This is a genomic window from Sporofaciens sp. JLR.KK001 (assembly GCF_036941055.1).
Taxonomy (GTDB): domain Bacteria; phylum Bacillota; class Clostridia; order Lachnospirales; family Lachnospiraceae; genus Sporofaciens.
Map to the genome: position 1 here is coordinate 219332 of NZ_JAYMNO010000002.1, position 13687 is coordinate 233018.

The 13687-nt window shown below is 49.6% G+C and carries 12 protein-coding genes; 1 reads left to right on the forward strand and 11 read right to left on the reverse strand.

Translation table 11 applies throughout. The features are described from left to right. Nucleotides 1-33: 33 nt before the first annotated feature. The 7 genes from VSQ62_RS26275 to VSQ62_RS26305 form a co-directional block, all read right to left on the reverse strand. Complete coding sequence (locus VSQ62_RS26275) at nt 34-621, reverse strand: TetR/AcrR family transcriptional regulator (RefSeq protein ID WP_334638009.1); 588 nt, start codon at nt 619-621, stop codon at nt 34-36. A 35-nt stretch (nt 622-656) separates the two neighbouring features. Continuing rightward, a complete protein-coding gene (locus tag VSQ62_RS26280; protein WP_334638010.1) occupies nt 657-926 on the reverse strand; it encodes an acylphosphatase in 270 nt (89 codons plus the stop codon). Between the two features lie 155 nt (nt 927-1081). Next, nucleotides 1082-3460, reverse strand: coding sequence for a trans-4-hydroxy-L-proline dehydratase (hypD, locus tag VSQ62_RS26285; protein WP_334638011.1), 2379 nt, complete (start codon nt 3458-3460; stop codon nt 1082-1084). Between the two features lie 4 nt (nt 3461-3464). After that, nucleotides 3465-4373, reverse strand: a complete 909-nt coding sequence (locus VSQ62_RS26290) for a trans-4-hydroxy-L-proline dehydratase activase (protein WP_334638012.1) — start codon at nt 4371-4373, stop codon at nt 3465-3467. Nucleotides 4374-4514: 141 nt separating this feature from the next. Then, nucleotides 4515-5459 (reverse strand): DUF1848 domain-containing protein, encoded by a 945-nt coding sequence (locus VSQ62_RS26295; protein WP_334638013.1) that lies wholly within the window; start codon nt 5457-5459, stop codon nt 4515-4517. Nucleotides 5460-5465: 6 nt separating this feature from the next. Beyond that, on the reverse strand, nt 5466-6017 hold the full coding sequence (locus VSQ62_RS26300) for an HD domain-containing protein (RefSeq protein WP_334638521.1): 552 nt from the start codon (nt 6015-6017) through the stop codon (nt 5466-5468). A gap of 19 nt (nt 6018-6036) precedes the next feature. Continuing rightward, a complete protein-coding gene (locus tag VSQ62_RS26305) occupies nt 6037-9867 on the reverse strand; it encodes an efflux RND transporter permease subunit (RefSeq protein ID WP_334638014.1) in 3831 nt (1276 codons plus the stop codon). A gap of 180 nt (nt 9868-10047) precedes the next feature. Here VSQ62_RS26305 and ymfI point away from each other — a divergent pair, with 180 nt between their 5' ends. Further along, a complete protein-coding gene (ymfI, locus tag VSQ62_RS26310; protein ID WP_334638015.1) occupies nt 10048-10782 on the forward strand; it encodes an elongation factor P 5-aminopentanone reductase in 735 nt (244 codons plus the stop codon). A 19-nt stretch (nt 10783-10801) separates the two neighbouring features. Here the strand turns inward: ymfI and VSQ62_RS26315 are convergent, their stop codons facing one another. The 4 genes from VSQ62_RS26315 to VSQ62_RS26330 all read right to left on the reverse strand — a co-directional run bounded on the left by VSQ62_RS26315 (nt 10802) and on the right by VSQ62_RS26330 (nt 13672). Continuing rightward, the gene (locus tag VSQ62_RS26315) at nt 10802-11554 is read right to left on the reverse strand and encodes an exodeoxyribonuclease III (protein ID WP_334638016.1); all 753 of its coding nucleotides are present in this window, start codon (nt 11552-11554) and stop codon (nt 10802-10804) included. A gap of 49 nt (nt 11555-11603) precedes the next feature. Next, complete coding sequence (gene truA / locus VSQ62_RS26320) at nt 11604-12338, reverse strand: tRNA pseudouridine(38-40) synthase TruA (protein WP_334638017.1); 735 nt, start codon at nt 12336-12338, stop codon at nt 11604-11606. Nucleotides 12339-12566: 228 nt separating this feature from the next. After that, on the reverse strand, nt 12567-13016 hold the full coding sequence (nrdR, locus tag VSQ62_RS26325) for a transcriptional regulator NrdR (RefSeq protein ID WP_334638018.1): 450 nt from the start codon (nt 13014-13016) through the stop codon (nt 12567-12569). A gap of 29 nt (nt 13017-13045) precedes the next feature. Further along, nucleotides 13046-13672: a GNAT family N-acetyltransferase gene (locus tag VSQ62_RS26330; RefSeq protein WP_334638019.1), complete on the reverse strand. Its 627-nt coding sequence runs from the start codon at nt 13670-13672 to the stop codon at nt 13046-13048. Nucleotides 13673-13687 lie beyond the last annotated feature (15 nt).

Genomic DNA, 13687 nt, shown 5'->3' on the forward strand with positions numbered 1-13687 from the left:
ATGTTGCCGAAAAGCGCCTGTCAGTCTGCGCTTTTACATTTTAAAATGTTCCAGCATATATGGCATACATTCCCTGCTATACTGCCCAAGCGAATATTTCCCCTTATTCAGACACCAATCCGACACAAGCGCGCGTTCGCACATGGCATAATACCTCGTCACCTCACTGGCCGGGACGTCCTGCCGGATCTGTCCGCGCATCTGCCCCTCTTCCACGACCTGATTCAAGAGCCTGTAGTAATTGCGGTTCTGGTCAAGAAGATGGCTCGGCCTCTCCGAGACAAGCTGCGTCGAATACAGAGAAGCCAGCAGGTCTATATTGATCTTCTCCTCCATCATCTTATGCATCTCATAATTCAGATATAATAACTTAGAGAAACTGTTCATCTCCGGGTCCATCTTCACTTCCAATTCTTCATAATAGTCATCCAGGATCATTGCCAAAGTATCCAGCAGCTCATCCTTCGTACTGAAATAATAATAGAAGGAGCCCTTGGATGTAGCTGACAATTCGATGATATCATCCACCGTCGTGCCATTGTATCCCTTCTCATAAAATAACTGCCACGCCGCCGACACGATCCGGCTCTTCACGCCCTTTTTCTCAGTATCCCTTCCCATTATCTTATCCTCCCTCTCTTATTAGCTTGTGTATTCTAGCGTACACAAAAACCGCTCTCCTTCTCGGCCGGAATCTCCTCATCATCGATCCAGTCGATCGATATATAGCTTCCCCGGTTCAGTCCTTCCATCAGCTTGTAGATCATCGCCTTAGTCCCCTGCACCTCCATATGTACCGTTCCGTCGTATTCATTCCTGACCCATCCGGTCAATCCCAGGGATCCGGCAAGATGCTTCGCCCTGTATCGGAACCCCACTCCCTGTACTCTTCCGTGAAAAATCAAGCGTTTTCGTATCTCTGCCATTGCAACCACCATTTTTCGTCTTATATTTACATCATTGTAATTGGTTTCCGAGAGAAAAGCAAGCAAAACCAAACAACTGTAAAGAAATAACAAGAACCGGCATTTTTACAGACGATTTTTTCACATCTGCAAAAATGCCGGCTCGATTTTATTTCCTATTCAAAGCTCTGCTCTGTTCTCTCGATGATCTCATCCTGAAGCGGTTTGCTTAAGTTACGGAAGAAATCACTGTATCCCGCAACACGAACGATCAGATCCTTATAATCCTCCGGATTATTCTGTGCATCGATCAAGGTCTGCCTGTCGATCACATTGAACTGGATATGATGTCCGTCCATGGAGAAGTAAGAGCGGATCAGGCTCGCCATATGCTCGAGTCCTTCCTCACCAGCAACAACATCCGGTGTAAACTTCTGGTTCAGCAGAGTTCCCGCCGTTGCCAGATGATCCATCTTCGCACAAGACTTCACTACCGCCGTAGGTCCGTTGGTATCCGCGGATTTCTCCGGGGAAATACCCTCAGATACCGGCTTATGCGCCTTCCTTCCGTTCGGTGTAGCAAGGATCACGTCGCCGAAATATACATGGCATGTAGTCGGAAGCATATCCACCCCGTATTTGCCGCCCTTCATATTCGGACGCCCCGTGATAGAGCTTCTGTACAGCTCAAATACATCCTGCATGATATCATCCGCATAGTCGTCGTCGTTGCCGTACTTCGGAGTCTTATCATGAACCATACGGTAGATCACGTCATATCCTTCAAAATCATGCTCCATAGCTTCGATCAGCTCTTCCATGGTAAAATTCTTCTTGTCAAATACATTATATTTGATAGCGGAGAGACAATCCGTGATCGTTCCGATCCCAACACCCTGGATATAATTGGTGTTGTATCTCGCGCCGCCGGCATTGTAATCCTTCGCATTGGAAATGCAGTCGTTGGTCACAACAGACAGGCACGGCGCCGGCATCTCCTGTGCATACAGCTGCTCGATCACATTGTTGCCGCGGATCTTGATATCAACGATATGTTCAAGCTGCTTCTTAAACGCATCCCAAAGCTCCTCGTAAGTCTTGAAGTCCTTCGCATAACCGAGCTTCAATCCGATCTGCTTGCCGGAATACTGGTCAAATCCGTTGAACAGCGTCAATTGGAATACCTTCGGGATATTCAGATATCCTGTAAGGATATAAGCCTCGCTGCCCCATGCGCCGGTCTCCACACATCCTGAGGAACCGCCGCGCCTTGCGTCTTCAAGCTCCTTGCCCGCATTGACAAGCTCCATGATCTGCGCCTCTGTATTATAGAACGCAGGCTGTCCCCATCCCTTTCTGGACACCTCGCATGCCCTCTTAAGGAACTTAGCCGGGGTCTTCTTGCTGATCGTAACATTCGAATTCGGCTGCACCAGCTTCATCTCATCCATACAATCCAGGATCAGATAACTTACATTATTCACTCCGTTGCGTCCGTCCGGCGTTACCCCTCCGGTATTGATATTGGCAAAATCCGTATAAGTCGCGCTCTCCTTCAAGGTGATACCGACCTTCACCGGAGCCGGCTGGTTATAGAACTTCACCCACAGGCATTCAAGAAGCTCTAAAGCCTTATCGTCGTCTAAGATGCCTGCCTCCACATCCTTCTCATAATATGGGTTCAGATGTTGGTCAAGCCTTCCCGGGCTGAATGCATCCCACGGATTCAGTTCCGTGGTAACGGCAAGGTGGGTGAACCAGTATAGCTGAATCGCCTGCCAGAACGTCTGCGGCTTATGAGCCGGAACCACCTCAAGGTTCGCCGCGATCTGCATAAGCTCTGCCTTCCTGGTCTCGTCTGCTTCCTTCCCGGCCATCGTAAGAGCCAGCTCGCGGTAACGCTCACCGAGAATGATCACCGCATCACAGGAGATATCCATTGCCTTCAGCTCTTCGCATTTATTTACCGCATCAGGATCATTGATATAATCCAGAGCATCCATAGTCTCTTTGATCTTCGCTTTATAATCCAGGTATCCCGTCGTAAATACCTGCTCTCCGCCGCATGTATGTCCCGGACCTCTCTGCTCCATGAACTCTGTGAACATACCCGCGCTGTAGCACTCATGCCATTCCGGCGTCATCCTCTCAAGGATCTTCTCTCTCATGCTTCTTCCAGTCCAGTAAGGAATGATCTCCTCGGCCTGAAGCTTCCTGTCTTCCTCCGTCGTATGGAAGGATACCAGTTCACGCTCGCTCATGACCGTCATATCCTCCACGCTGTGACAGCACAATTCCGGGAATGTAGGGGACGCCTGAGGGTCTCTGCCCTTCTCGCCGATAATAAGCTCTCCCTCTCCCAGATACAGCGTCTTCCTTGAGAAATACTCCTTAAGGACCATCGCTCTCATGACCGGGATGGAATATTTACCGTCGTTCTCTTTGTAAAAATCTGTCTCGATCTTCGCTCTCTCCAGGTCAATATGTACCGGTGTCGTCACACTGACCTCCCGAAGTTTCTGGATTCTTTCATTCATACCGCGCAGTTTCGCCATGTCTTTACCCTCCTATTTTTGTGTTCGCAAATCCGGCATCTGCAAAGAGTTGTACGAAGCTCTTCATCTCTTCCTTGTCCGGCGCATGCAGATCTGTTCCCTTATATTCCATATCCAGCTTCGAATACTTGCCGCTTCCCGTATCATGGTACGGCAGCAGATTCACCTGGGCCGGATGAATATCGTGTTCTTTAAGAAACGCTATGGTCTCTCTCATATTCTTCTCATTGCCGTTCACTTCCTTGATCGTAGGAATCCGAATATAGATCCTTGCCCCGTCCCTGGCAAGGCGGACCAGATTCTCAAGGATCAGCTTATTGTCTGCTCCTATGTACTTCTTATGAAGCTCAGGATCCATCACCTTCACGTCGTATAAAAATGTATTCACGTAAGGAAGCAGCGCCTGTAATCTCTCATACTGAACATATCCGCAGGTATCAATAGTAAGCGTAATATCCTGACGCTTTAACTCTCTCGCAACCGCCAGGATATAATCCATATCCATGGTCATGACTTCTCCGCCGGACAGCGTCACCCCGCCGCCGGAATCCTCATAGAAGATCTGATCCTTCATGAGCTCCTTCACAAGCTCCTTCACCGTATACTCCCGCCCAACGATCTCCCTGATCCCGGCAGGACAGTAATTCTCACATCTTCCGCACAGCGTGCAGGCTTCCTTATCAAGCACAGGCCTTCCATCCTTCATAGTAAGCGCCTGGCTTGGGCAAGCCTTCACACAAGCGCCGCAGCCCGTGCATTTGCCCGGGTCGAACTGCATCTCCCTTTCGTATCTCTGCGTCTCCGGGTTGTGGCACCACTCACACTTCAAGGGGCATCCTTTAAAAAATACGGACGTGCGGATCCCGTCTCCGTCGTGAATGGAAAACTTCTGAATATTCGTAATATTTTTCATCTCATATTCCTTTTCCGGCCTTATTCAGATAATCTTATATCTCAGCAAGATATTCAGAACAAATTAGACCATAGTTTAGACTATAGTACGAATATACCACTTTGCCATTATTTTGTCAATTACTCAACTGTTCCTGCACTGTTAAAATCCCGTATACATCCCCGGCAGATCAAACAGAGAGATCTGCATGTCTCTGCCGGTAACCGAAGCGCGCTCCGTCACAATCTCGTCTCCCTTAAGATTCCCCACAAGCATCGGAGAATCCGGATCATGCTGCTGATACTTGTTCCTGGCATTCTCAGGGCTTCCAGACGCATAGCAATACCGGCAGCCATGGATACAAGTATGGTACATGCCGATATCCACACTCTGCACGCACCTGCACTCCTTACGTTGCCCTGTGTCCTTCTTGAGATCCAGCCTGTATCCGGTCAGGCTGCCTATCTTCTTCTTATCAATGCACGCACTGTGTCCGATTCCGAATCTCTCAAGATTCACCTTCTCTGCGCAGGTAAATAACGGCAGCCGATATCTCCGGGCAATCTTCCCAAGCCCGCCTGCTAATTCGATGATCTCTTCTTCCTTCAATTCCCGGAACGGACAGTCCTTATAGGCATCCACAAAGCTGATGATACATCTGGTCGTTGCGTCATGCAGCCAATTGCACATCATCTCAAACCGCTCCAGATGATAAGATATGGAATATTTCTCCGTAAGAATGATCGGATCGAACCGCCAGTCCATCCGTTCCTTCCCTATCCTTTCGCTCATCAGCAAAAAGGTCGCCATCGACTCTGCCGTACCCGGCAGGTTCAGCTCCATATCCTCATCATAATCTGTAATCGTCATCTGGAAATAGTATTCATATCCCATCTCCCTGATCTCCTTCAGGTACGGAAGCATCGGCTCCGGGTTCTTGGTCCAGAACACGATGCAGTCCACCGTCTCAGGCGACAGGAAGATCTTCTTGACCTTCTTGCGGTTGTATGGATTGGGAACCAGCACCTCTCCGGCTTTCAGACGATTCACAAACCATTCCGGGTATAAGGCCGGAATATCCGTTCTTCTGCTTGCACTGATAATCATATCACATCATTTCCGTTCTATTCCCCCAAAATTCTTCTCAATCAGCCTGCAGTATTCTTCGTAGGCGTCTAATCCGCCGAACCCCTCTCGCAATACATCCCGCACGCCCTTATAATACCATCCGATAATGCGCTTGTCCTTCATACGGAACCTGTTCCATAATTCCTCGCCCACGACCGGATAATCGCGGTCAATATCCCGAATGTTCGACAGCTTGTCCGCAAGCCCGACGATCTGCACCTCTCTGGGCGCATTCCGCAAATGCTCGATCGTACTCTTCTTCCTGTCTATCCAGGACCGTGACTTGTCTTCACTCTCCTGCGCCACGATCCTTGCTACCCTCTCAGAAAATTCCTGCGCCAGTATCCTCTGCGTTACCCCTTCACAGTCCTCGATCGTATCATGGAGCACCGCCGCACTGATCACCTCCACATCCCCTGTCATCGTCGATACAATGTCCTTCACCTCTACAGGATGAACGATATACGGACGCCCCGTACCTTTCCTGAATTGTCCTTCGTGTGCCTTAAATGCGAATTCGACCGCTCTGTCAATCATACTCTTACCTCTCTTAACATCACTGCTCATCTAACGGGTTCTCTTCCTCCTCTATACCTTCACGAAGTCGCGCCTTTTCCTTTTTATGGAATAAGTTAAATATACAAGGAACGACGACCAAAGTCAATATAGTTCCGTATATCAATCCCCCAATTGTTACGATTGCCATCGGCTGAACCATATCCGCACCCATGCCCAGCCCCAGCGCCATGGTGGAAAGTCCAAGGATCGTCGTGAGCGCCGTCATGATGATCGGCCTAAGTCTCGTCACTCCGGCTTCCACAAGAGCTTCCTTCTGTTCCATCCCCACTTCAATCAACTGATTCGCATAATCAATGAACACAATACCGTTATTTACAATAATACCTGACAGCATGACAAACCCGATCATCGCGATGACGCTGACGGGCATACCTGCAATATAGAGTGCAAGCAGCCCTCCGGTAAATGCAAGAGGCACAGTAAACATTACGATAAACGGCGAGCGCATAGACTGGAATTGCGCCACCATGATCAGATACATAAACACCAGCGCCAGAGCAAGCATCTTGAACAGCTCCGCCATCGCTTCCATGATCGTCTCATCCTCGCCTGCCATCTTGATCTCATATCCTTCCGGCGCGCTGTAGGACCCAAGCGCCTTCTTCACCCGGTTACTTACCAGTCCGATATTATCTCCATCCTTGATCTCTGCCGATACCGACATGTAACGGCTCTGGTCCTTCCTGCTGATGGCGCGCAGTCCTGAAGCGTCCTCAAAAGAAGCGATATCCGCAAGCTTAACCTCCTCTGTGGTTCCGTCCTGCTTCTGCGCCGTAACCGTCAGCTCGCGCACATCCTGGCGGGTCATGCTTTCATTGGCGTCATCCAGTACATACACATCATATTCATGGGTATCCGTCGACAGGACCGTTGATTTCTGGGCCTCTGAGAGCTTCCCATGAAGTTCCTGGTATACCTGGGCTACCGTAAGGCCGTGCGACGTCGCCTTCGTCTTATCGACCGCAATCTTAAGTTCTTCCTTGTTATCCTCCGTTCCGTCCGTCACGTTCTGCGTGCCTTTGGTATCTTCTACGATCTTCTTAATATCTCCTGCGATTTCCTGAAGCTTATCAAGGTCTTTTCCCTTGATCTGGATATTGATCCCGCTGCTGCCAAGGGCACTCATATCCATATTGGACATATCGACCGTCAGCTCTCCGCCGATATCTTCCGTCACCTTCTCGATCTCTTTTTTAAGCTGCATGTTCGTCATAGACGGATTCTCTTTGGTAGTCGCATAGAAGGAAATGCTGTTCTCATCCGCCTGCCCTCCCATCATAGCCGCAGAAGACATCAGGGCGCCCACATCCTCGATATCTTTGATCGCTCCGACCTTCTCCGTCACTTCGTCAGCAGCCTTCACCGTGTCCTCAAAACTGGTTCCTTTCTCCGTCTCGAACGTCATGCTGATCTGCGTACTCTCCATATCCGGCATAAACTGCGTCCCCCGGGTCAGCTCCAGCGCGATACTTCCCGCGAATAAGACCAGCGCCCCCGCAAGCACCAGAAGCTTATGCGCCAGGGCTATACGCAGTACCTTGCTGTACTCCTCCTTAATACGGACAAATAATTTAGACTCTTTATTCTCTGTCTTCTTAAGCAATCCTGCCGACATCATCGGAACCAGCGTCAGCGCAACCGCAAGGCTGGCAAGCAGAGAGTATGCGATCGTCAATCCCATATCCACAAAAAGCTGCCTTGTGACGCCCGATGTAAATACGATCGGCAGGAATACGCAGACGGTTGTAAGCGTAGACGCCGCGATCGCTCCGCCCACCTGTCTTGCCCCTTCGATCGCCGCCTTCTTCGCCGGCGCCCCTTCTTCATTGCGCATTCGGTATATATTTTCAATAACTACAATGGAGTTGTCCACCAGCATCCCGACTCCGAGCGCAAGACCTGACAGCGAGATGATATTCAGGGTAACGCCTGAAAAATACATGGCTACCAGAGCAGTCATGATACTGATCGGAATAGAGCACGCAATGACAAAGGTCGGCCGTATGCTCTTTAAGAAGATCAGCAGGATGATGACCGCAAGCACCGCACCATAAACCAAATTCTGCAGGACCGAATTCACGATCAGATCTATGTAAACCCCCTGATCCATCAGGATAACCGTATCGATTTCCTTATTCTCCTTCTTCACCTGCGAGAGTCTGTCAAGCACACGGTCGCTCACATCCCCGGTAGAATACCCGGTCTGCTTCTGGATCATCAGCATCACACCTGCATCGCCGTTGATCCTGGCATAGGTCTCATCCGCATTGTTCACCAGTTCCACGCCTGCCACATCCGCAAGCTTCACAGGATCGATCCCTTCCATATCGATCAGCACCAGATCCTTCAATTCCCCGATATTCCTGAACTTATCGCCGACACGCACCAGATAATCGATTCCGTCCTCCTTCACATACCCGGCCGGCATACTGAAATTCTCCGCCGCCAGAATGGTCTTCACCATATCCGCTGTCAGCATATTCTCCATATCCGCCTGCGCAGACGCATCGTTCATGGCCGATTCCATCTGCGCCTCCTGCATCTGGATCGCCGACTGGCCTGCGGCAAGCTCGGCCGTCCCTTCCCCGATACCTACTGCAGCTTCTAACTGTGACGATGCAAGCTGTCCTCTTGCCTGCGCAAGAGTCATGGCGCCCTCATTGATCTGCTGCTGCATAGCCTCCAACTGACTCTTTCCGGCGGTGAGCTGGCTCTGCCCTGCCCTCAGGGCGGCTTCCTGCTGCTCTAACTGCGATACGGCCGCCTTAAGCGTCTCATGTGCCGGTCCATAGACCTGGTCGCCGGCAACTGGTTCCAGCTGAGCAAGCTGTGCTTCTAATTCTGCCCTCTGTTCCGCTGATATCTCCAGATCCGGCGCCTCAAGCATCCCCTTTATCTGTTCATAGGCAGCTCTCGACGTCTCCAGTTGTGTAAGCTGTGCCTGAGCCTGCACCTTCCCGGTCTGAAGCAGAGCAAGGTTCTGCTGAAGCTGCGCGTCCGCCACGCTTAACTCCGCCATCTTCTCCGTAATCTCAAGCTGCGCCTGCTTGATCTCTTCTCCTTTCATGGAGAGCTGCGATTCTGCCTGCGCAAGTCCTGACGAAGCCTGCGCCTTGCCGGCTTCCAGGGCTGCCTTCCCGCTCTCCACCTGCGCCTTCGCTTCATCCAGCGCACTTTTAGCTTCGCTGACCTTCGCCTCCAGCTTGGCCTTGATCTCGTCATTTAACTCCGTAACCTTCTGCTCATTGACCGTGATCTCTACCGCCTCTTCGATACTTCCCGTCACAGTGACCGAAGCTACGCCTTCCACACTCTCGATCTCCGGGATGACCTGTTCATTTATCACCTTGCTTGCAGAGACCGCATCCTCTCCCTCGGCGCTGACTGCCGCAACCAGTACCGGCATCATATCAGGATTCAATTTCATAATGATAGGATTCGACACTTCATCCGGCCAATAGCCCCTGATCTGGTCCAGACTCTCCCGCATCTCGATGGTAACGGAATCCATATTCGCCGTCTGATCGAACTCCAGAGCTACCGTGGACGAATTCTCATTCGAGACAGACTGAATCGACTTGATATTACTGACCGTAGCCATAATCTGTTCCACCGGCTTGGTTACGATCTCTTCCACTTCTTCCGGGCTTGCGCCTATGTATGACGTCGTGACGATCGCATACGGAAGATTCATGCTTGGCAGGAGATCTACCGTCATATTGCCGAATGATACGACACCCAGAATAATAATAAGCACTACGCCTACTACAACGGTATAAGGTTTGTTAACACTGAATTTTGATAACATACGGAGGCCCTCTTTCTATGAGAAGATATTGGGTCAATAACCCATATATCTAAAAATAATATGTAAATCATAGCACTTGGGACTTTAATTGGCAAGAATTCCGGGGTATAATGGCACCATGAGAAGCTAATTTAATAGATAATTTATAAACATTCTATAAAGGGAGATTATCAAGATCATATGCACAGAAAAACAATACTGGTTACAGGAGCATCCAGAGGAATCGGCCGAAGTATTGCCGTAAAATTCGCCTCCGAAGGTTATCATGTATTTCTGAACTGCCATACCTCCGTCGCCGAATTGACGGCTGTTAAAGACTATATTGAGAATAATTATCATACGCCGTGCAGTATCGCCGCCGGAGATGCCGGGAATGCTGCCGACGTTGCACGGATGTTCGCGGACATCCATCAGACCTGCGGCCATTTGGACGTACTGGTCAATAACGCAGGGATCTCGTACATCGGGCTTTTGATGGATATGAGCGATGAAGATTGGCGGCAGGTAATCGATACGAACCTGTCCTCCGTCTTCTATTGCTGCCGTGCCGCGATCCCGCCGATGATATCCAGGAAAAGCGGCCGGATCATCAATATCTCTTCTATGTGGGGAACCTCCGGGGCCTCCTGCGAAGCGGCATACTCCGCCTCCAAATCCGGCGTCAACGGACTTACCAGGGCTCTCGCCAAAGAACTGGCCCCAAGCAATATCCAGGTCAACGCCATCGCATGCGGGGTGATCGACACCGAAATGAACCGGCAGTTATCCGCCGAAGAACGAAAAGAACTGGAAGACGCCATACCGGCAGGCAGATACGGGACACCCGATGAGATCGCCCGGATCGTGTGGGACACCGCTAATGCCCCTGAATATATGACCGGACAGATCATCGGGGTAGACGGGGGATATCTGTAGATATCCCCCGTCTCACAATCTAATCCATCTTAAGCACCACCGGGCAATGATCCGATCCCATTACCTCTGTCATGATCTGCGCATCGGAAAGCCTGTCCCGCAATCCCTCCGACACACAGAAGTAATCAATGCGCCACCCCGCGTTCTTGGCTCTGGCGCTGAAACGATAAGACCACCAGGAATAGATCCCTTCCGCGTCCGGGTAAAAGTACCGGAACGTATCTATAAAGCCATTGTCAAGAAGTTCTGTAAACTTCCCTCTCTCTTCATCCGTAAATCCGGCATTCTTACGGTTCGTCTTCGGATTCTTAAGATCGATCTCCTTATGCGCCACATTCAGATCTCCGCAGAATACCACAGGCTTCTTCTCCTCTAACTTCTTCAGGTACGCAAGGAAATCCTCTTCCCACTGCATCCGGTAGGAGAGTCTTGCCAGCTCGTTCTGAGAATTCGGAGTATATACCGTAATAAAGTAATAATCTTCGAATTCCAGCGTGATCACGCGCCCTTCCTGATCGTGTTCCGGGATCCCGATTCCGTTCGCCACGGACAACGGCTCTTCCTTTGTAAATACCGCCGTTCCTGAATACCCCTTCTTCTGAGCATAGTTCCAATACTGATGGTATCCCGGCGTCTCAAGTTCAAGCTGTCCCTCCTGCATCTTCGTCTCCTGAATGCAGAAGATATCAGCATCCGCCTCTTTAAAAAATTCCATGAACCCCTTCTGTACACACGCCCGGATTCCATTAACATTCCATGATACAAATTTCATTTATTTCCCTCCCTTGTACAGAATTCACTGTTAATTGCACAATGCTGTACTAATAATATACTTTCCTCAAAAACAGCCCCCTTGCCGGTGCAAGGAATCCTGCAAGACTCCGATCCTCCGCTGCGATCACGACCGGAAGCTTCGAAGCTTCTCTCTTGCCGGTTCCGATCTCCAGCAGGGTCCCCGTGAGAATACGCACCATATGGTATAGGAAGCCTGTCCCGTAATAGGTGATCCTTACCTTATCCCCGCTGCTTACGATCTTGATATTGGTAATACGCCGGACCGAATCCTTACAGTCCTTATCGTCCGTAAAGCTGATAAAATTCTTCGGTCCGATCAGATACCTCGTTGCATTCCGCATTGCCTCGATATCAAGCTTCTCCGGATAATGATAACAATATCTGCGTGAAAATACATCCGGCTTCTCCCGGCAGTCGATATAATACTCATATTTCTTACCCTTAGCGCTCTTACGGGCATGGAAGCTGTTCCTCATAAGCTCCACCTTCACCACCCGGATATCCTCAGGAAGATAGCGGTTCAAGGATTCCCTGAATTCCTGCGGATCATACAGCTTCGAGAGCTTCACGCTCGCCACCTGCCCGCGGGCGTGGACTCCGGCGTCTGTCCGGCCGGAACCGTCCACATGTACACGGTAACCTACCAGTTTCCCGATACTCCATTCCATAATAAACTGAATCGTATTATCCGTCGTTACCTGCCGCTGCCATCCCTGATATCTGCTGCCATCATAAGTAATGGTCAATTTGTAAGTTCTCATATATCTCACCCAATCTAATCGTTATATTTTCTCTATAGCATCAACCATCCTGTCAAATCTTCTGATAAATAACATCTAAAAAGGAAGAAGCAAACAACTCATCTTTGCTCCTTCCCTCTATTCTATCACTACATCTATAGCTTCGTAAATCTTTTTTTAACAAATATATTACCAAAATATTACCAAAAGGTAACAATTCAGCCAAAAGATTAATTCTTTAACAGTTTCTTACTTCAAGATCTTCTTCAACTCGTCCATAAAAGTATTCACATCCTTGAACTCACGGTACACCGATGCAAATCTTACATACGCAACCTCGTCCAATTCCTTCAATTCTTCCATTACGATCTCTCCAACCCTGCTGCTTGGCACTTCCTTGACCTCTAAGCTAAAGATCCGCATCTCTACCCTATCGATCACGCGCTGGATATCCACCGCAGGCACAGGACGCTTATAACAGGCGCTCAAGATCCCGTTCTCGATCTTCCCTCTGTCATACTGCTCACGGTTATTGTCCTTCTTAATAATGATCAGCGGAATCGTCTCCACCTTCTCATAGGTCGTAAACCTCTTGCCGCACGCATCGCAGGAACGGCGGCGGCGGATGGAATTGCCGTCCTCCGCAGGTCTGGAATCAATTACCCGGGTATCTAACTGATTACAATATGGACACTTCATTTGCATCGTTTCCTTTCTTCTGGCATTGTCTAATCTCTTATTATCTCGTCGGCTTTTGCAGCGTCAAACATGTCAAGCGCAGCATGGTTCGTCAGCGCCTTCACAATCCTCCATCCGTCCCGGCTGTGAACCGCATTTTGCGGAATCGGCCGAAAACCAAGATCCAAATATATCTTACATGCAAGCCATGTGGTGGTCTGGGTCGGAATCTTTGCGTGTGTGTAGCCAAGCTTGCGCATAATATCCAGGACATGTGTGATCAACGGCTTTGCCAGACCCTGCCCCTGGTATTCTCTTCTGACCGCAACCCAGTGAAGCCATCCGTCACCTGACCGGTCGATCTTACGCACATCATAATATGCCGTGGCAGTCGCAGCCTTCCTGCCTTCTGCATCTTCTATAAAAACCATCCGGTTTGTCAGAGTACTTTCCCTGCCTCCATAATACTTGTTCCACGACTCTAATCCCTGCTCATAAGATGTAAATTCCTTCGCAGACTTTTCAATATCGATCCAGTGATCTCTGTCACCGTCCTGATAGAATACATACCTGTAACCTTCCGGGAGCGGAAAATACAAAATCCCCTCCAGATCCCGTTCCAGCATCAATTCATAATATCTGATGCGCTCATCATGATTGTCAAATTGTTGTTTCATACTTCCGCTACTCCC